A 17,324-nucleotide genomic window follows, 5' to 3' on the forward strand; every position below is an offset into this window, starting at 1 on the left:
GGCCGGCGGCCCATGCCGCCCGAGCCCCTAAAATCGAGGACTTTTCCAACCCTTGACGGGTGCGCCGCTGGTGCGGTGCGTCCTCGATTTGCCGACCGCTCCCGCGCCGGCGCCATCCAATGACGACGACTACCGACACTCTCAACAGCGCCGCAGTGGCCACCAAGGCCAATGTGTACTTCGACGGCAAATGCGTGAGCCACAGCCTCACGCTGGCGGACGGCACGAAGAAATCGGTCGGCGTGATCCTGCCGTCCACCCTCACTTTCAACACCGGCGCGCCTGAAATCATGGAAGGCACCGGCGGCAGCTGCGAGTACCAGCTCGCGGGCAGCACCGAATGGATTGCCTCGGGTCCGGGCCAGAAGTTCAACGTGCCGGGCAACTCGAGCTTCCAGATCCGCGTGACTGGCGAGCCCTACAGCTACATCTGCCACTTCGGCTGAAACCGGACCTCCTGACATGTCGACCATCCTCCAAAACGTACCCGCCGGCCAGAAGGTCGGCATCGCCTTCTCGGGCGGCCTGGACACCAGCGCAGCGCTGCACTGGATGAAGCTGAAGGGCGCCGTCCCCTACGCCTACACCGCCAACCTCGGCCAGCCCGACGAGCCCGACTACGACGAGATCCCGCGCAAGGCGATGCTCTACGGCGCCGAGAACGCCCGCCTGATCGACTGCCGCGTGCAACTCGCCAACGAAGGCATCGCCGCGCTGCAGGCCGGCGCCTTCCACGTGACCACCGCCGGCGTCACCTACTTCAACACCACGCCGCTGGGCCGTGCCGTCACCGGCACGATGCTGGTGTCGGCCATGAAGGAAGACGACGTCCACATCTGGGGCGACGGCAGCACCTACAAGGGCAACGACATCGAACGTTTCTACCGCTACGGCCTGCTCACCAACCCCAACCTGAAGATCTACAAGCCCTGGCTCGACCAGGTCTTCATCGACGAGCTGGGCGGCCGCGCCGAGATGTCAGCGTTCATGCAGAAGGCCGGCTTCGCCTACAAGATGTCGGCCGAGAAGGCCTACTCGACCGACTCGAACATGCTCGGCGCGACGCACGAGGCCAAGGACCTCGAGCACCTGAACAGCGGCATCCAGATCGTGCAGCCCATCATGGGCGTGGCCTTCTGGAAGGACGAAGTCGAAGTGAAGCGCGAGACCGTCTCGGTGCGCTTCGAAGAAGGCGTACCCGTTGCGCTAAACGGCGTGCGCTATTCGAACCTGGTCGACCTGATCCTCGAAGCCAACCGCATCGGCGGCCGCCACGGCCTGGGCATGAGCGACCAGATCGAGAACCGCATCATCGAAGCCAAGAGCCGCGGCATCTACGAGGCGCCCGGCCTCGCGCTGCTGTTCATCGCCTACGAGCGCCTCGTCACCGGCATCCACAACGAAGACACCATCGAGCAGTACCGCGACAACGGCCGCAAGCTCGGCCGCCTGCTCTACCAGGGCCGCTGGTTCGACCCGCAGGCCATCATGCTGCGCGAGACGGCGCAACGCTGGGTGGCACGCGCCATCACCGGCGAGGTGACGATCGAGCTGCGCCGCGGCAACGACTACTCGATCATGAACACCGAGTCGGCCAACCTCACGTACAAGCCCGAGCGCCTGAGCATGGAAAAGGTCGAGGGCGCGTTCACGCCGCTGGACCGCATCGGCCAGCTCACGATGCGCAACCTCGACATCGTCGACACGCGCGAGAAGCTCGCGATCTACACGCAGGTCGGCCTGCTGTCGTCGAGCGAAGGCGCTTCGCTGCCGAAGCTGGCCAACGACGGCGACGCGAACTGATCGCCGCGCCCTGCCTCCCCCGGGGGCAGAAACGCCAACGGGCCCTTTCGGGCCCGTTTTTCTTTGGTGCGCGCTGACAGGGTATCAGTCGCCGCCGCCTCCACCACAGCCGCCGCCACAACCGCCTCCGCCGTCGGACGAGCCACCGCCATCGCTGGAGCCGCCATCGCCGCCACTGCTGCTCGATTCGCTGCCGCCGAACCCGCCGGCATCGCCCGCACTGCCGCCATCCGACGATGACGATTCCCCGAAGCTGGTGCCGCATTGGGCGTCGGAACCGATGTGCCGCTCGACCGCACGGCAGTCGGGCACATAGTGGAAGCCGCCCGCAATGGCGAACTTGATGTCCAGCGCAAACAGCAGCGGCAGCCGAGCCGGCTTGCGCGGATCGATGCTCTCCTCCTTGCAGGCCCAGTACCAGGTGCGGCGCAGGCCGTCGTTGCGCCGGGCGTCCTTGCCCAGCACCTCGGCCGGACTGTGGTGCAGCATGGCGCCGAAGGCCGCCTTGCACCAGTTCTGGTAGCCCTGCGTGTGCAGGATGAACTCGTGCCACGCCGTGTCGACCACCTTCGATGGCATGGCGACGAACTTGCGGTCGCTGCGCAGGTGCGACATGAAGAACTGGCGCAGGCCGCGCAGCACCAGCTCGGCGTCGCGCCGGCTCAGTTGCGGATGCGCCTCGCGCAGCTTGCCGATGAGGAACGGCGGCAGCCGGGCCTCGCGGATGAACTGGCGGCGCAGGCTGGTTTCGAGGAACTTGAGCACCGCCGAGAACAGCAGCGCCACCACGATCACGGCCACCACCGAGCCCCAGCGGCGCGAACCCAGGAACACGGCGGCCAGCGCGACGAGCGGCACCGCGCGCCGGGCCCACACGAGGGCGCCGATGCGGCGGCGGAAATTCAGGTGCAGGAAATCGAGATCCATGCCGTCAGACCACCACCGGTTCCGGCTCCAGCCGGATGCCGAAGCGCTCGTACACGCTGGTCTGGATGGCCTTGGCCAGGGTCATCACCTCGCCGCCCGTCACCGGGTTCTCGCGGCCGCCGCGGTTGACCAGCACCCGCGCCTGCCGCGCGTACACGCCGGCGTTGCCCACCGACTTGCCTTTCCAGCCGCAGGCGTCGATGAGCCAGCCGGCCGCAAGCTTGATGCTGCCGTCGGCCATCGGGTAGTGCACGATCTTCGGGTCACGCGCAATGATGTCGGCGCACTGCTCGGGTGTGACCGTCGGGTTCTTGAAGAAGCTGCCGGCGTTGCCCAGCACGCGCCAGTCGGGCAGCTTGGCGCGGCGGATGGCGCAGATCCAGTCGAAGATGTCCTGGGCGTCCGGCGTGAAGTTGCCGGTTTCTTCCATCTTGCGCTCCAGGTCGAGGTAGCCGACCACGGCCTTCCACGGCTTGGGCAAACGGAATCGCACCCGGGTGATCACCGCCCGGCCTGCCAGTCCGAAGTCGTTCGGGCCGCTGCGCACGTGCTTGAACACCGAATCGCGATAGCCGAAGGCGCACTGCGCGGCGTCGAGCACGAAGCTGCGACCGGTTTCCAGGTCGTAGGCGTCGAGCGACTCGAAGCGGTCCTGCAGTTCGACCCCGTAGGCGCCGATGTTCTGCACCGGCGAGCCGCCCACCGTGCCCGGAATCAGCGCCAGGTTTTCGAGCCCCGGGTAGCCGCTGCGCACCATCCATTCGACGGCGTCGTGCCAGTTCTCGCCGGCACCGGCCTCGACGATCCAGGCGCGCGGGGTTTCTTCCACCAGCCGCAGGCCCTTGATCTCGATCTTCAGCACCAGCGGCTTGACGTCGCCCGTGAGCACGATGTTGCTGCCGCCGCCCAGCACGAAGCGGGGCGCATCGCGCCATGCCTCGTCGGCATGCAGCGCGACCAGGTCGGCCTTGCTGGCGATGCGCACCAGATGCTGCGCACGCGCGACGATGCCGAAGCTGTTGTAGGGCTGCAGCGGGACGTTGGACTCCACGATCATGGGAGAATTGTCGCATCCAGCACAAGTGAATTCAGGAGAGAGTCCATGCCGTCCTTCGATACCGTCTGCGAGCCCAACCTGCCCGAAGTGAAGAACGCGGTCGAGAACACCGCCAAGGAAATCGCAACGCGCTTCGATTTCAAGGGCACGGCCGCCGCCGTCGAGCTCAAGGACAAGGAGATCACCATGATCGGCGACGCCGAGTTCCAGCTCGTGCAGGTCGAAGACATCCTGCGCAGCAAGCTCACCAAGCGCAGCGTCGACGTGCGCTTCCTCGACAAGGGCGACGTCCAGAAGATGGGCGGCGACAAGGTCAAGCAGGTCATCAAGATCAAGAGCGGCATCGAGAGCGAGCAGGCCAAGAAAATCACCCGCATCGTCAAGGACAGCAAGCTCAAGGTGCAGGCCGCGATCCAGGGCGACGCGGTGCGCATCACCGGCGCCAAGCGCGACGATCTCCAGGCCGCGATGGCGCTCATCAAGAAGGACGTGCCGGACATGCCGCTCACGTTCAACAACTTCCGCGACTGAGCCCGCCCGCATGAAAGCGCTCGTCGTCGCAGCGCAGCTGCTGGCTGCCGCTGCCGTGGCGCATGCCGCCGGCTCGGTCACCCTGACCGGCAGCATCGGCAGCCGCGCCATCCTGATCGTGAACGGCAACCCGCCCAAGACCGTCGCGGTTGGCGAGAGCTACCAGGGCGTGAAACTGGTGTCGCTGCAGGCCGAGCAGGCCGTGGTCGAACTCGATGGCAAGCGCGTCAATCTGCGCATGGACACGCCGGTCAGCATCGGTGGCGGGGGCGGAACGGGCGGTGGGGGCAGCCGCGTCGTGCTGTCGGCCGACAGCCGCGGGCATTTCATGACACAGGGCGCCATCAACGGCCGGCCCGTCACCTTCATGCTCGACACGGGCGCCACGTCGATCGCACTGTCGGCCGACGATGCCCTGCGCATCGGGCTCGACTACAGCAAGGGCCAGCGCGTCGTGATGAACACCGCCAACGGGCAGGCGCAGGGCTACCGGCTGCGCCTGCAATCGGTGCGCGTGGGCGACGTCGAGGTCTACGACATCGACGCCATCGTCTCGCCGCAGGCCATGCCCTTCGTGCTGCTGGGCAACAGCTTCATCAATCGCTTCTCGATGCGGCGCGACGCGGACCAGATGGTCCTCGAAAAACGCTATTGAAGCCCCGGTGTCAGGCCTGCGCGGCCGTGACGACGATCTCGATCTTGTAGGCCGCATTGGCCATCTTGGCCTGCACGGTCGCACGCGGCGGCGTATTGCCGGCCGGAATCCACGCGTCCCACACCTCGTTCATGGCGGTGATGTCGGTGATGTCCGCCAGGAAGATCTGCGTCATGAGGATGCGCGACTTGTCGCTGCCGGCCTCGGCCAGCAGGCGGTCGACCATGCCCAACACCTGCGCGGTCTGGCCGCGGATGTCCTGCGTGGTGTCGTCGGGCACCTGGCCCGCGAGGTAGACGGTACCGTTGTGCACTGCCGTCTCGGAGAGGCGGGGGCCGACGTGGAAGCGAGTGATGGAAGCCATGGTGTTTTCAAGCCTTTTTCTTCGAGCCGAGTTTCGACTCCGTGCCGGCCGCGAGCCGGCGGATGTTTTCGCGGTGCCGCCAGATCAGCAGCAGACTCATGACGATGATCGCGATCAGCACCGTGCGGTCGAGTGGCCACGCGATGCCGCCGCCGATCAGATAGTAGGCCGGCGCAAAGAAGGCGGCCGCCAGCGACGACAGCGACGAGTAACGAAAGAAGACCGCGACGATCAGCCATGTGGCGCCCGTCGCCAACCCCAGCCAGGGCGCGATGCCCACCAGCACGCCCGCCGCGGTGGCCACGCCCTTGCCGCCCTGGAAGCCGAAGAACACCGGATACAGGTGGCCGAGGAACGCAGCCAGGCCGGCCAGCGCGGCAACCCCCTCCCCCAGCCCCCATTGCGCGCCGAATCGGTGAATGAAGAACACCGGCACCCAGCCCTTGACCGCATCGAGCAGCAGAGTGGCCAACGCCGCGCCTTTGTTGCCCGAGCGCAGCACGTTGGTGGCGCCCGGGTTCTTGCTGCCATAGCTGCGCGGATCGGCCATGCCGAGCGCCTTGCTCACGATGACCGCGAAGGACAGCGAGCCGATCAGGTACGACGCCACGATGGCGATGAGGGAAGGCAAGTTGAAACTCAAGGCGGCGCTCCGCGGAGATGGTTGTTGTTCTATCCGGCGACGACCGCCGCCGGCTATTCTGCCAGCGCACACTGCACGGGCTTCGCGCCCAGCAGCGCCACGCACACCTGCGGATCGATGCCGATCAGGTAGCCCCGGCGCCCGCCGTTGAGCACGATCTTCTGCAGCTCGAGAACGGTGGCCTCCACGTACACCGGCATCTCGCGCCGCGTGCCGAACGGCGACGTGCCGCCCACCATGTAGCCGCTGTGCCGCTGGGCCACCTCGGGCTTGCAGGGCTCGACCGACTTGGCGCCGATCTGCCGCGCGAGGTTCTTGGTAGACACCGTGCGGTTGCCGTGCATCAGCACGATCAGCGGCCTGGCGTCCTGGTCCTGCATCACCAGCGTCTTGATGACGGTGAACGGGTCGAGCCCGAGCATCTCGGCGCCCCGCTGCGCACCGCCGTGCTCGACGTACTCGTAGGGATGCTCCGTGAACGCGACCTTGTGCGTCCGCAACAGCTGCGTTGCGGGCGTTTCGGACACGTGGGTCTTCTTGCTCACGCCGCCGGATCGCGGATTTCCCAGCGGATCTTGTCGATCTCCGCCAGGATCTCGGGCGACAGCGTGGTGCCGTACGCGTCCAGTTCTTCTTCCAGCTGCGCCAGCGAGGTCACGCCGATGATCGTGCTCGCCACCTGCCACTTCGTGTAGCAGAAGGCCAGCGCCAGTCGGGTCGGCGTCAGGCCGTTGTCGCGCGCCAGCTGGTTGTAGCGCCTGGCCGCGCGCAGCGAATCGGGACGGCCCCAACGCTGCTTGCGCACCGATTCATAACTCGAAATCCGCGCGCCCTTGGGCGCATCGGGCCCCTCGATGCCGCTCTGGTCGTACTTGCCCGTCAACAGGCCGAAGGCCAGCGGCGAATACGCCAGCAGCGACACGCCCAGCCGGTGCATCGTCTCGTCCAGCGCGTTCTCGTGGCCCCGGCTGATGAGGCTGTACACGTTCTGCACCGTCGCCACGCGCGGCAGCCCGTGCTGCTCGGCCAGCCGCACGAACTCGTGCACGCCGTAGGGCGTTTCGTTCGACAGGCCGATGGCGCGCACCTTGCCCGCCTTCACCAGCCTGCCCAGCGCTTCGAGCTGCTCCTGGATCGGGGTCTGCGATGTTTCCTTCGCCGGGTCGTAGTAGACGTTGCCGAACATCGGCACGTGGCGTTCCGGCCAGTGGATCTGGTAGAGGTCGATGACGTCCGTCTGCAGCCGCTTCAGGCTGGCGTTGCACGAGGCCTCGATGTCGGCCGCCGTCATGCCGCTGCCCTCGCGCACCCAGGGCATGCCGCGCGACGGGCCGGCCACCTTGGTCGCAACCACCAGCTTCTGGCGCGCACCGGGGTTGGCGGCGAACCAGTTGCCGATGATGGTTTCGGTGACGCTGTAGGTTTCCTTGCGCGCGGGCACCGAATACATCTCGGCGGTGTCGATGAAGTCGACGCCGCGCTCGAGCGAGCGACTCAGGATGGCGTGGGAGGTGGGCTCGTCGACCTGTTCGCCGAAGGTCATCGTGCCGAGGCAGATCGGGGTGACGTGCAGGTCGCTTTGACCGAGTTGGATCTTTTTCATGCGCGGGATGCTACCGCCCCGACCCGCAACCCGCTGGCCGCTGCGCCAAAACCCGAGCAATCCGTGACGGCCGGCTGTCGTGCGCCGGACTGCGTCATCACAAAGGCCTCCTTATCATCGGCGCCCATGTACCAAGTCCTCCGCCCCTCCCGCAGCGAATTCGTGCCCGTGCGCAACCTCAGCTACCACGTGCGCCTCTGGGGCCAGCCCTCCGATGCGCGACCGCCGCTGGTGCTGGTGCATGGCTGGATGGACGTGGCGGCGTCGTGGCAGTTCGTGGTCGATGCAATGGAGCAGGACCGCTTCATCATCGCTCCCGACTGGCGCGGCTTCGGCCTGACCGACGGCGGCGGCGTCGACAACTACTGGCTCGCCGACTACCTGGCCGACCTCGAATGGCTGCTCGACCACTACGCTGGCGAGGGCGACAACGCACGGCAGGTCGACCTCGTCGGCCACAGCATGGGCGGCAACGTCGTCATGCACTATGCCGGTGTGCGGCCTCAGCGCATCCGCCGCCTCGTCAACCTCGAAGGCTTCGGCATGCCCGCGCGCAAGCCCGAGGAAGCCCCCGCGCGCTACGGCCAGTGGATCGACGAGCTCAAGCGCCTGCACCGCGGCGAAATGGCGCTGGCCGGCTACTCGGCCGTGGACGGCGTGGCGCGCCGCCTCATGAAGACCAACCCGCGCCTCACGCCCGACAAGGCCCAGTGGCTCGCCAGCCACTGGTCGGCCAACCAGGCGCAGCCCGATGGCAGCGAACGCTGGCAGATCCTCGGCGAGGCGGCCCACAAGATCGTCAACGCCCACATCTTCCGGGTCGACGAAACGCTGGCGCTGTATGCGCGCATCACCGCGCCGCTGCTGATGGTCGAGGCCGCGGACGACAGCCTGCAAGGCTGGTGGAAGAACCGCTACACGCTAGAAGAATTCCACGAGCGGCTGAAGTCGGTCGGCAACAGCCGCATCGAGCGCCTCGAAGACGCGGGCCACATGCTGCACCACGACCAGCCGCAGCGCGTGGCGCGGATGATCGAAGCGTTCCTGGCATCCTGAGGGGACGGGGGGCGCTGTTCAGGGCGCGCTCACGCCGACGGGGTACCTTGCTCCGCGAATGTCCCCCGGCCTGCGGCCTCCTCCTTTATTTCGCTGCGCAAGGCACCCCGCCGTCGTGATCGTTCAGAGCACTTGTCGATCGGCCGCACACCAGCAGCGTGCCCTGTGCACGCGCCCTGAACAGGAGCACCCGCTCTTTACTCTTCGTCTGCGTCGTTGCCCGTCAGCGAGAGAACTTCTTCGACGAAAGCCTCGAAGAGCGGCAACGAAGCAGGCAAGGCGTCGAACGACTCAACCTCGCCCGCATCGAAGAAATGCGGCTTGCCGTCCGGCACCGACACCCATTCGCCGGCCTCGACAAGCAGCCCCAGGTAGCCGTCGGCGGTCGGCACATAAAACAGCCCAGCGCTCTCCAGCACGCGCTGCCCCTTCTTCTTGCCACGCCCCCAACTCACGCCCTGCCCGGCCAGGTGCTCGGTGATCCAGCCGTCGCACACATGCGTGTCGCGCCAGCTTCCTTGGGCATCGAATACGGCGAGCACGGGCATGGGGCGTCCTTTGTTGTCTGCGAAGTTACTGCAGGAAGCTGGGCTTGGCATAGCCCTGGAACTTGCTGTCGACCACCGCCTTGAACTCCTTCGAGCGGTAGGCCTCGGCGATGTCCTTGGCCCACTGGGTGTTCTTGTCGGCGGTCTTCACGGCCACCACATTCAGGTAGTAGTCCGGCGTTTTTTCCAGCACCACGGCCTCGGTGAGCTTCAGGCCCGACGAGATCGCGAAATTGCCGTTGACGATGGCGTACTCGGTGTCGCCCAGCGAACGCGGCAGTTGCGCGGCGTCGAGCGGAATGAACTTCAGCTTCTTCGGGTTCTCGGCCACGTCCTTTTCCGTCGAGCGCAACGCGTCGATGCCGGGCTTGAGCGTGATCAGCTTGTTCTGCTCCAGCAGCACGAGCGCTCGGGCCAGGTTGCTCGGGTCGTTCGGCAGCGTCACGCGGTCGCCTTCCTTCACGTCGGCCAGCGTCTTGCGCTTGGTCGAATACACGCCCATCGGCGCGATCGGGCCCTGCACCAGTTCGGCCAGGTCGAGCTTCTGGTCGGCCGCGAACTTCTTCAGGTAGACCTGATGCTGGAAGAAATTGGCGTCGAGCGAACCCTGGGCCAGCGCGAGGTTGGGCTGCACGTAGTCGTTGAACTCGACCAGCTTCACCTTGTAGCCCTTCTTCTCGAGGATGGGCACGATGCCGGCCTTGAGCTGGTCGGCGTTGGAGCCGGCGGTGCCGCCGATCACGAGGTTCTTCTTGGCGGGGTCTTGCGCGTGGGCCTGCAGCGAGAGGCCGCCGAGCGAGACGGCAGCCAGGGACAGGGCGAGAACGGAACGACGCAGGAATACGGTCTTCATGGGAAAGGGAGAGCTAGGGGGAAAAAGAAGGAATCAACGCTTGTCGAGCCTGCTTGCCGTGGTGTTGCCCACGAATTGCAGGATCTGTACCAGCACCACGAGCAGCGCCACGGTGAGCACCATCACGTCGGTCTGGAAACGGTAGTAGCCGTAGCGGATGGCCAGGTCGCCGATGCCGCCGCCGCCCACCACGCCGGCCACGGCCGAGTACGAGAGAAAGCTCACGGCCAGCACGGTCAGCGCCAGCACCAGGCCCGAGCGGGCCTCGACCAGCAGCACGCGCCAGACGATCTGCAGCTCGGTCGCGCCCATGGCATGCGCCGCCTCGATCACGCCGCGCGGCACTTCGCGCAGGCACTGGTCGACCAGCCGCGCCAGGTAGGGAATGGCCGCAAACGACAGCGGCACCGCTGCTGCCAGCGGCCCGATCGACGTGCCCGCAATCACCCGCGTGAACGGCACCAAGGCCACCAGCAGGATGATGAATGGGAACGAACGCACCGTGTTCACGAGCCAGTTGAGCACCAGGAACGCGGGCTTGTTCTCCAGCGACTGGCCGGGGCCCAGCAGGAACAGCAGGATGCCGAGCGGCCCGCCGATGAGCACCGCGGCCGAGAGGCCGATGGCCAGCATCATGAAGGTCTGGCCGGTGGCGACCCACAGCTCGGGGAGGATGGGGGCGATGTTCTCAAACATAGGCCGCCTCCAGCACGTTGCGCTGTACCGAAGCCGGACGCGGCTCGACCGGCAGGCGCGCCTCGCGTTCGCGGCGACGCACCAGCTCGTCGATCTCGCGACCCAGTGCGGTCTTGCGCTCTTCGCTCGGTGCATCGACCGCGAACTGCTCCACGAGCCGGCCCTTCTCGAGAATGGCCACGTTGCGGCACAGCACTTCGACCACCGACAGCTCGTGCGTGACGATCACGATGGTCACGCCGATCTTCTGGTTGATCTCGCGCAGCGTTTCGAGCAGCGAGCGCGTGGTTTCGGAGTCGAGCGCCGAGGTGGGCTCGTCGCACAGCAGCACCTGCGGGCGCGGCGCCAGCGCGCGGGCAATGGCCACGCGCTGCTTCTGGCCGCCGGAGAGCTGGGCCGGGTAGGTGTCGATCTTCTCGGCCAGGCCGACCAGGGCCAGGCACTCGCGCACACGGGCATCGATCTCGGCCTTCGAGTGGCGGCCGTGAATCTTCAGTGGGAAGGCCACGTTGTCGAACACCGTGGCGTTCTGCAGCAGGTTGAACTGCTGGAAGATCATGCCGATGTTCTGGCGCGTGTCGCGCAGTTCGCGGCGCGAGAGCGTGGTGAGGTCGCGCCCGCCGACAAGCACCTTGCCCGCGTCGGGCCGCTCCAGCAGGTTGATGAGGCGCAGCAGCGTGGACTTGCCGGCGCCGCTCTTGCCGATCAGGCCGAACACGTCGCCCTGCTGGATGTCGAGCGACAGCGATTGCACGGCGTCGAACACCTCGCCGTTGGGCAAGGCGAAGGACTTCTGCACCGATTGAAGACGGATGACTGGCGCCGCGTGAATGTCGCGGCCCGAGTCAGGCGTGGGTTGGGTCATGGAGAAAAGCGCGGCCCGCGCAGCGCGCAGGTCGCGGAGGTTCGCGAAAAGGTGTCGAGTATGAAAAGAAAGGCAACGAAAGGGAACGAACAAATCGGCGCTTGCTTATGCCTCAGAACACATAAGGGCACGAACGTGTAAACCAATGCGCCATATAGATATGCGCATTGGTTCGTTTCCAAACGGCGTCCGCAATGCCACATTCGCGCCTTCATTTTTTGATTTCGCACAACGACATGCACAGCACTTTCCGCCGCCGCACCCTCGCCCTGGCCGCGCTCGCCGCCACCCTCCTCGCCGGCAATACCGCCTTCGCGCAGGACAAGAACACGCTCAAGGTCGGCGTCTCCGTCGGCAACGGCGAGCAGATCTTCGAGGTGGTCAAGAAGGTCGCCGCCAAGGACGGCCTGAACATCCAGGTCGTGGTGTTCAACGACTACCAGCTGCCCAATGCGGCGCTGGCCTCGGGCGACCTCGACGCCAACGCCTTCCAGCACCTGCCCTTCCTCGACAACCAGAACAAGGCGCGCGGCTTCGACATCGTGCCGGTGGGCCTGACCATCACCGCGCCTCTGGGCTTCTACTCGCGCAAGATCAAATCGATCGACCAGCTGCCCGATGGGGCGGCGGTCGGCATTCAGAACGATCCGTCGAACGGCAACCGCGCGCTGTTGCTGCTGCAGACCGCCGGCCTCATCACGCTGAAGCCCGAGGCGGTGAAGAACAACACCGCCACGCCGCTCGACGTGGTGACCAACCCGAAAAAGCTGAAGCTGGTGGCGCTCGACGCAGCCCAGCTGCCGCGTTCGCTCGACGACCTGACCATCGCCGCCATCAACAACGACTACGCCGAGAAGGCCGGCCTGTCGCTGAACAAGGACGCCGTCATCAAGGAAGCCGCCAAGAGCCCGTACGCCAACCTGATCGCCGTGCGCCGCGCCGACAAGGACAAGCCCTGGGCCAAGCGCCTCGTGGCGGCGTACCAGTCGCCGGAGGTGAAGAGCTTCATCGAGACGCAGTTCAAGGGTTCGCTGATCCCCGCGTTCTGATTTCGGGGTATTTCCCCCTCCCCCGCTGGGGGAGGGCTGGGGTGGGGGTACGGCGGCGCTCGAACCTGAGCCGCGCCGAATGCGGGAGCCGCCCCCATCCCAGCCTTCCCCCAGAGGGGGAAGGAGCAATACAGGGCCTCGGCAGGGCGGGTTTTCGGAGCGTGAGAAAATGTCGGGTTCCCCCGAACACCAACCCTCACAGTCAGGACACCCCATGGACGCAGAACAGATCAACCAAATCGGCGCAATGCTCGCGGACCTGAGCGTCCGTACGGTCGATTTACGGAGGTATCTTTGACTACGATGCCAAAGCTGAACGACTGAGGACAGTCAACGCATCGCTCGAAGACCCGAACGTCTGGAACGACCCGAAGAAGGCCCAGGAACTGGGCAAGGAAAAGAAGTCGCTCGACGACGTGGTCGTCACGCTCGACCGGCTCACCAACGGGCTCTCGGACAACACCGAGCTCTACGAGATGTCGAAGGAAGAAGGCGACATTGACGGCCTGCAGGCCATTGCCGATGACGCCGCCACGCTCGAAGCCGACATCAAGCAGCTCGAATTCCGCCGGATGTTCAACAACCCGGCCGACCCGCTCAACGCCTTCGTCGACATCCAGGCCGGCGCCGGCGGCACCGAGGCCTGCGACTGGGCCAGCATGCTGCTGCGCCAGTACCTGAAGTACGCCGAGCGCAAGGGCTTCAAGACGCAGATCGAAGACGAAACGCCCGGCGACACCGCCGGCATCAAGGGCGCGACCATCAAGGTCGAGGGCGACTACGCCTTCGGCCTGCTGCGCACCGAGACCGGCGTGCACCGCCTGGTGCGCAAGTCGCCCTTCGACTCGTCGGGCGGTCGCCACACCAGCTTCGCCAGCATCTTCGTGTACCCGGAGATCGACGACTCCATCGAGATCGAGATCAACCCTTCCGACGTGCGCACCGACACCTTCCGCGCCAGCGGCGCCGGCGGCCAGCACATCAACAAGACCGACTCGGCCGTGCGGCTGACGCACATCCCGACCGGTATCGTGGTGCAGTGCCAGGACGGCCGCAGCCAGCACAGCAACCGCGACGTGGCGTGGAAGCGCCTGCGCTCGCGCCTGTACGACCACGAGATGCGCAAGCGCCAGGAAGAGCAGCAGAAGCTCGAGGACAGCAAGACCGACGTGGGCTGGGGCCACCAGATCCGCAGCTACGTGCTGGACAACAGCCGCATCAAGGACCTGCGCACCAACGTCGAAGTGTCGGCCACGCAGAAGGTGCTGGACGGCGATCTCGACGTGTTCATCGAAGCCTCTCTGAAGCAAGGCGTCTGATGAAGGTCGAAGCGCTGATCTTCGACATGGACGGCACCATGATCGACTCCATGCCCTGGCATGCGCGGTCGTGGGTGGAGTTCGTGGCGCGCCACGGGCTGAAGCTCGACGTGAGCGACATCCTCGCGCGCACCACGGGCCGCACCGGCACCGAGTGCATGCGCGAGCTGTTCGAGCGCGACCTCTCCGACGCCGAGTGCCAGGTGCTGGTGCACGAGAAGGAAGAAATCTACCGCGCCATGTTCAGCGACAACTTCGCCGAAGTGGCGGGCTTCTCCGCCTTCGCCAAGGCGGCCGTCGCGCGCGGGCTGAAGGTGGCGGTCGGCACGGCCGGCGACAGGCACAACATCGAGTTCGCCATGTCGCGCCTGAAGATGGATCCGTTGCCGCTGGCCATAGTGGGCGGCGACGAAGGCTTCAGCGGCAAGCCCACACCCGCCATTTTTCTCGAAGCTGCACGCCGCATCGGCGTTGCGCCCGAACGCTGCATCGTTTTTGAAGACGCGCCCTTCGGCATCGAAGCCGCCCGCCGCGGCGGTATGCGTGCCGTGGCCGTATGCAGCACCCATACCGCCGCCGAGCTTGCCGGCCCCCATGTGATTGCCGCGGTTCGCGACTACGACGAACTCGCCCATTCGAATTTTCTGGAGACACTCGATGATGTTGCGTGACGCTCAAGGGCAACCGATTGCCATTCGCCGCGAAGACTATGCCGCTCCGGCCTACTGGATCGACACCGTCGACCTCACCTTCGACCTCGACCCCGCCAAGACCCGCGTGCTCAACCGCATGCAGATGCGCCGCAACCCCGAGGTGCCGCTGGAACCGCTGCGCCTGCACGGCGACGAACTGAACCTGGCGCGCGTGCTCGTCAATGGCCAGGGCGCGTCGTTCCGCATGGAGGGCGACCAGCTCGTCATCGATGGCCTGCCCGACGCATTCGAGCTCGAAATCTTCACCACCTGCTGCCCCATCAAGAACACCAAGCTGATGGGCCTGTTCGTGAGCGAAGACACCTTCTTCACGCAGTGCGAGGCCGAGGGCTTCCGCCGCATCACCTACTTCCTCGACCGTCCGGACGTGATGGCGATGTACACCGTGACGCTGCGCGCCGCCAAGGCTGCCTACCCGGTGCTGCTGTCGAACGGCAACCTCGTCGAGCAGGGCGAACTGCCCGAAGGCCGCCACTTCGCGAAGTGGGTCGACCCCTTCAAGAAGCCCAGCTACCTGTTCGCCCTGGTGGCCGGCAAGCTGGTGGCACGCGAGCAGCGCATCAAGGCGCGCAGCGGCAAGGAACACCTGCTGCAGGTGTACGTGCGCGCCGGCGACCTCGACAAGACCGAGCACGCGATGAACTCGCTCATCAACTCGGTGCTATGGGACGAAGCCCGCTTCGGCCTGCCGCTGGACCTCGACCGCTTCATGATCGTCGCCACCAGCGACTTCAACATGGGCGCCATGGAGAACAAGGGCCTGAACATCTTCAACACGAAGTACGTTCTGGCCAACCAGGCCACCGCCACCGACGCCGACTACAGCAACATCGAGAGCGTGGTCGGCCACGAGTACTTCCACAACTGGACCGGCGACCGCGTGACCTGCCGCGACTGGTTCCAGCTCTCGCTGAAGGAAGGCCTCACCGTCTTCCGCGACCAGGAATTCAGCCAGGACCTGTGCGCCGATGCATCGGCCCGCGCCGTCAAGCGCATCGAAGACGTGCGCGTGCTGCGCACCGCCCAGTTCCCCGAGGATGCCGGCCCCATGGCCCACCCGGTGCGGCCCGACAGCTACATCGAGATCAGCAACTTCTACACCGTCACCATCTACGAGAAGGGTGCCGAGGTGGTGCGCATGATGCAGACGCTGGTCGGCCGCAAGGGCTTCGAGCGCGGCATCACGCTCTACTTCGAGCGCCATGACGGCCAGGCCGTGACCTGCGACGACTTTGCGCAGGCCATTGCCGACGCCAACCCCGACTCGGAACTGGCCCGCCTGCTGCCCCAGTTCAAGCGCTGGTACAGCCAGGCCGGCACGCCGCGCCTCGCGGCCCACGGCGTGTACGACGCGCAGAACCGCAGCTACACCCTGAGCGTGGTGCAGAGCTGCCCACCCACGCCGGGCCAGCCGACCAAGGAGCCCTTCGTCATTCCGCTGAACGTGGGCCTGCTCGACGCGAGCAGCGGCCGCGAACTGCCGCTGCAGCTCGAAGGCGAGAGCGAAGCGACGCAGGGCACGCGCACCGTGGTGCTGTCGCGCGCCGGCGAGCAGATCACCTTCACCGGCCTCGACGCCGAGCCCGTGCCTTCCATCCTGCGCGGCTTCAGCGCGCCGGTGATCCTCGACTTCGAGTACACCGACGCCCAACTGCTCACCCTGCTGGCCAACGACCCCGACCCGTTCAATCGCTGGGAAGCCGGCCAGCGCGGCAATGCCCTGCAGCGCTGGCCACCGACACCACGCCGGTACTGAACGACGCGTACATCGACGCCATGCGCAGCGTGCTGCGCAACCCGCAGCTCGACGCCGCCTTCAAGGAACTGGTGCTCACGCTGCCGTCGGAAACCTACATCGCCGAGCAGCTCGACGTGGTCGACCCGCAGCGTGTGCACCTCGTACGCGAAGCCATGCGCGCCCAGCTGGCCACCGCCCTCTTCGCCGACTGGCAGTGGGCCTATGAAGAGCACCACGACACCGGCGCCTACAGCCCCGACCCGACCTCGTCGGGCCGCCGCGCGCTGGCCGGCATGGCGCTCAACTTTTTGTGCCTGGCGGCGCGCGCCTCGGGCGACGCCGTGTGGCCGGGCAAGACGCTGCAGCGCTTCAAGGACGCGGGCAACATGACCGACCGCTTCAACGCGCTCAACGCGCTGGTGTCGTCGGGCCACACGCTGGCGGCGCAGGCGCTCGCGCGCTTCCACGCCATCTTCAAGGACGAGGCGCTGGTCATCGACAAGTGGTTCTCGCTGCAGGCCGGCGCCAGCGACCGCGGCGGCGACATCCTGCCGCTGGTGAAGCAGCTGATGAAGCACCCCGACTTCTCGCTGAAGAACCCGAACCGCGCGCGCAGCGTGATCTTCAGTTATTGCAGCGCCAACCCCGGCGCCTTCCACCGCCCCGACGCGGCCGGCTACGTGTTCTGGAGCGAGCGCGTGATCGAGCTCGACGCCATCAACCCCCAGGTCGCCGCCCGCCTCGCGCGTGCGCTCGATCGTTGGAGCAAGCTGGCCGAACCGTACCGCAGCGCCGCGCGCGAAGCCATCGCCCGCGTGGCCTCCAAGCCCGACCTGAGCAAGGACACACATGAAGTGGTGACCCGCGCTCTCGCAGGCAACTGAAGAAGAAACCCGAACCCGGA

General features: G+C 66.3%; 18 protein-coding genes and 1 pseudogene. 9 read left to right on the forward strand and 10 right to left on the reverse strand.

What is annotated here, in order from left to right; translation table 11 throughout:
- Positions 1-119: 119 nt before the first annotated feature.
- On the forward strand, positions 120-446 hold the full coding sequence (ppnP, locus tag ACEOAB_RS19775) for a pyrimidine/purine nucleoside phosphorylase (protein ID WP_413747941.1): 327 nt from the start codon (positions 120-122) through the stop codon (positions 444-446).
- A gap of 16 nt (positions 447-462) precedes the next feature.
- On the forward strand, positions 463-1,803 hold the full coding sequence (gene argG, locus ACEOAB_RS19780) for an argininosuccinate synthase (protein WP_413747940.1): 1,341 nt from the start codon (positions 463-465) through the stop codon (positions 1,801-1,803).
- Positions 1,804-1,887: 84 nt separating this feature from the next.
- Here the strand turns inward: argG and ACEOAB_RS19785 are convergent, their stop codons facing one another.
- Positions 1,888-2,730, reverse strand: a complete 843-nt coding sequence (locus ACEOAB_RS19785) for a glycine-rich domain-containing protein (RefSeq protein WP_413747939.1) — start codon at positions 2,728-2,730, stop codon at positions 1,888-1,890.
- A gap of 4 nt (positions 2,731-2,734) precedes the next feature.
- Positions 2,735-3,787: a UDP-N-acetylmuramate dehydrogenase gene (murB, locus tag ACEOAB_RS19790; RefSeq protein WP_495653061.1), complete on the reverse strand. Its 1,053-nt coding sequence runs from the start codon at positions 3,785-3,787 to the stop codon at positions 2,735-2,737.
- Positions 3,788-3,832: 45 nt separating this feature from the next.
- Between murB and ACEOAB_RS19795 the strand changes: the two genes are divergently transcribed.
- Both ACEOAB_RS19795 and ACEOAB_RS19800 read left to right on the forward strand, forming a co-directional pair.
- Positions 3,833-4,318, forward strand: coding sequence for a YajQ family cyclic di-GMP-binding protein (locus ACEOAB_RS19795; protein ID WP_007835529.1), 486 nt, complete (start codon positions 3,833-3,835; stop codon positions 4,316-4,318).
- 10 nt (positions 4,319-4,328) lie between these two features.
- Positions 4,329-4,973 carry a retropepsin-like aspartic protease family protein gene (locus ACEOAB_RS19800; protein ID WP_413747937.1) on the forward strand — a complete coding sequence of 215 codons (645 nt, stop codon included), beginning with the start codon at positions 4,329-4,331 and terminating at the stop codon, positions 4,971-4,973.
- A 10-nt stretch (positions 4,974-4,983) separates the two neighbouring features.
- On the opposite strand, the gene ACEOAB_RS19805 is transcribed toward ACEOAB_RS19800, so the two are convergent.
- The 4 genes from ACEOAB_RS19805 to ACEOAB_RS19820 are packed head-to-tail and all read right to left on the reverse strand — an operon-like array spanning position 4,984 to position 7,583.
- Positions 4,984-5,337, reverse strand: a complete 354-nt coding sequence (locus ACEOAB_RS19805; protein ID WP_413747936.1) for a RidA family protein — start codon at positions 5,335-5,337, stop codon at positions 4,984-4,986.
- 7 nt (positions 5,338-5,344) lie between these two features.
- Positions 5,345-5,980 (reverse strand): glycerol-3-phosphate 1-O-acyltransferase PlsY, encoded by a 636-nt coding sequence (gene plsY, locus ACEOAB_RS19810; RefSeq protein WP_413747935.1) that lies wholly within the window; start codon positions 5,978-5,980, stop codon positions 5,345-5,347.
- 53 nt (positions 5,981-6,033) lie between these two features.
- The gene (locus ACEOAB_RS19815; protein WP_413747934.1) at positions 6,034-6,525 is read right to left on the reverse strand and encodes an aminoacyl-tRNA deacylase; all 492 of its coding nucleotides are present in this window, start codon (positions 6,523-6,525) and stop codon (positions 6,034-6,036) included.
- The gene (locus tag ACEOAB_RS19820; protein ID WP_413747933.1) at positions 6,522-7,583 is read right to left on the reverse strand and encodes an aldo/keto reductase; all 1,062 of its coding nucleotides are present in this window, start codon (positions 7,581-7,583) and stop codon (positions 6,522-6,524) included. Before ACEOAB_RS19820 ends, ACEOAB_RS19815 begins: the two co-directional genes overlap by 4 nt.
- 126 nt (positions 7,584-7,709) lie before the next feature.
- Between ACEOAB_RS19820 and ACEOAB_RS19825 the strand changes: the two genes are divergently transcribed.
- A complete protein-coding gene (locus ACEOAB_RS19825) occupies positions 7,710-8,639 on the forward strand; it encodes an alpha/beta fold hydrolase (protein ID WP_056589761.1) in 930 nt (309 codons plus the stop codon).
- A gap of 197 nt (positions 8,640-8,836) precedes the next feature.
- On the opposite strand, the gene ACEOAB_RS19830 is transcribed toward ACEOAB_RS19825, so the two are convergent.
- Genes ACEOAB_RS19830 through ACEOAB_RS19845 form a run of 4 tightly spaced genes read right to left on the reverse strand, consistent with a single transcriptional unit; the run spans position 8,837 to position 11,601 of the window.
- Complete coding sequence (locus tag ACEOAB_RS19830) at positions 8,837-9,187, reverse strand: cupin domain-containing protein (RefSeq protein WP_056589758.1); 351 nt, start codon at positions 9,185-9,187, stop codon at positions 8,837-8,839.
- Positions 9,188-9,212: 25 nt separating this feature from the next.
- On the reverse strand, positions 9,213-10,040 hold the full coding sequence (locus ACEOAB_RS19835; protein ID WP_413747932.1) for a MetQ/NlpA family ABC transporter substrate-binding protein: 828 nt from the start codon (positions 10,038-10,040) through the stop codon (positions 9,213-9,215).
- 33 nt (positions 10,041-10,073) lie between these two features.
- Positions 10,074-10,736 carry a methionine ABC transporter permease gene (locus ACEOAB_RS19840; RefSeq protein ID WP_007835547.1) on the reverse strand — a complete coding sequence of 221 codons (663 nt, stop codon included), beginning with the start codon at positions 10,734-10,736 and terminating at the stop codon, positions 10,074-10,076.
- On the reverse strand, positions 10,729-11,601 hold the full coding sequence (locus tag ACEOAB_RS19845; RefSeq protein WP_413747931.1) for a methionine ABC transporter ATP-binding protein: 873 nt from the start codon (positions 11,599-11,601) through the stop codon (positions 10,729-10,731). The genes ACEOAB_RS19840 and ACEOAB_RS19845 overlap by 8 nt, the downstream gene beginning before the upstream one ends.
- Positions 11,602-11,837: 236 nt before the next feature.
- Here ACEOAB_RS19845 and ACEOAB_RS19850 point away from each other — a divergent pair, with 236 nt between their 5' ends.
- The 4 genes and pseudogenes from ACEOAB_RS19850 to pepN all read left to right on the forward strand — a co-directional run bounded on the left by ACEOAB_RS19850 (position 11,838) and on the right by pepN (position 17,304).
- The gene (locus tag ACEOAB_RS19850) at positions 11,838-12,650 is read left to right on the forward strand and encodes a MetQ/NlpA family ABC transporter substrate-binding protein (RefSeq protein WP_413747930.1); all 813 of its coding nucleotides are present in this window, start codon (positions 11,838-11,840) and stop codon (positions 12,648-12,650) included.
- Positions 12,651-12,864: 214 nt separating this feature from the next.
- A protein-coding gene (prfB, locus tag ACEOAB_RS19855; protein WP_413747929.1) for a peptide chain release factor 2 occupies positions 12,865-13,969 on the forward strand; the annotation gives its coding sequence in 2 pieces (ribosomal slippage) (positions 12,865-12,945 and positions 12,947-13,969; 1,104 coding nt in all).
- The gene (locus tag ACEOAB_RS19860) at positions 13,969-14,640 is read left to right on the forward strand and encodes an HAD family hydrolase (protein ID WP_056589745.1); all 672 of its coding nucleotides are present in this window, start codon (positions 13,969-13,971) and stop codon (positions 14,638-14,640) included. Before prfB ends, ACEOAB_RS19860 begins: the two co-directional genes overlap by 1 nt.
- Positions 14,627-17,304 (forward strand): annotated as a pseudogene (gene pepN, locus ACEOAB_RS19865) (aminopeptidase N). The gene ACEOAB_RS19860 and the pseudogene pepN overlap by 14 nt, the downstream one beginning before the upstream one ends.
- The last annotated feature ends 20 nt before the right edge of the window (positions 17,305-17,324 follow it).

The organism is Variovorax sp. Varisp53, from assembly GCF_059491555.1.

Bases quoted from the DNA above. Each gene is read 5' to 3' on its own strand.
- ppnP (WP_413747941.1), top strand. From the start codon at position 120: ATGACGACGACTACCGACACTCTCAACAGCGCCGCAGTGGCCACCAAG.
- argG (WP_413747940.1), top strand. From the start codon at position 463: ATGTCGACCATCCTCCAAAACGTACCCGCCGGCCAGAAGGTCGGCATC.
- ACEOAB_RS19785 (WP_413747939.1), bottom strand. From the start codon at position 2,730: ATGGATCTCGATTTCCTGCACCTGAATTTCCGCCGCCGCATCGGCGCC.
- murB (WP_495653061.1), bottom strand. From the start codon at position 3,787: ATGATCGTGGAGTCCAACGTCCCGCTGCAGCCCTACAACAGCTTCGGC.
- ACEOAB_RS19795 (WP_007835529.1), top strand. From the start codon at position 3,833: ATGCCGTCCTTCGATACCGTCTGCGAGCCCAACCTGCCCGAAGTGAAG.
- ACEOAB_RS19800 (WP_413747937.1), top strand. From the start codon at position 4,329: ATGAAAGCGCTCGTCGTCGCAGCGCAGCTGCTGGCTGCCGCTGCCGTG.
- ACEOAB_RS19805 (WP_413747936.1), bottom strand. From the start codon at position 5,337: ATGGCTTCCATCACTCGCTTCCACGTCGGCCCCCGCCTCTCCGAGACG.
- ACEOAB_RS19820 (WP_413747933.1), bottom strand. From the start codon at position 7,583: ATGAAAAAGATCCAACTCGGTCAAAGCGACCTGCACGTCACCCCGATC.
- ACEOAB_RS19825 (WP_056589761.1), top strand. From the start codon at position 7,710: ATGTACCAAGTCCTCCGCCCCTCCCGCAGCGAATTCGTGCCCGTGCGC.
- ACEOAB_RS19830 (WP_056589758.1), bottom strand. From the start codon at position 9,187: ATGCCCGTGCTCGCCGTATTCGATGCCCAAGGAAGCTGGCGCGACACG.
- ACEOAB_RS19835 (WP_413747932.1), bottom strand. From the start codon at position 10,040: ATGAAGACCGTATTCCTGCGTCGTTCCGTTCTCGCCCTGTCCCTGGCT.
- ACEOAB_RS19840 (WP_007835547.1), bottom strand. From the start codon at position 10,736: ATGTTTGAGAACATCGCCCCCATCCTCCCCGAGCTGTGGGTCGCCACC.
- ACEOAB_RS19845 (WP_413747931.1), bottom strand. From the start codon at position 11,601: ATGACCCAACCCACGCCTGACTCGGGCCGCGACATTCACGCGGCGCCA.
- ACEOAB_RS19850 (WP_413747930.1), top strand. From the start codon at position 11,838: ATGCACAGCACTTTCCGCCGCCGCACCCTCGCCCTGGCCGCGCTCGCC.
- ACEOAB_RS19860 (WP_056589745.1), top strand. From the start codon at position 13,969: ATGAAGGTCGAAGCGCTGATCTTCGACATGGACGGCACCATGATCGAC.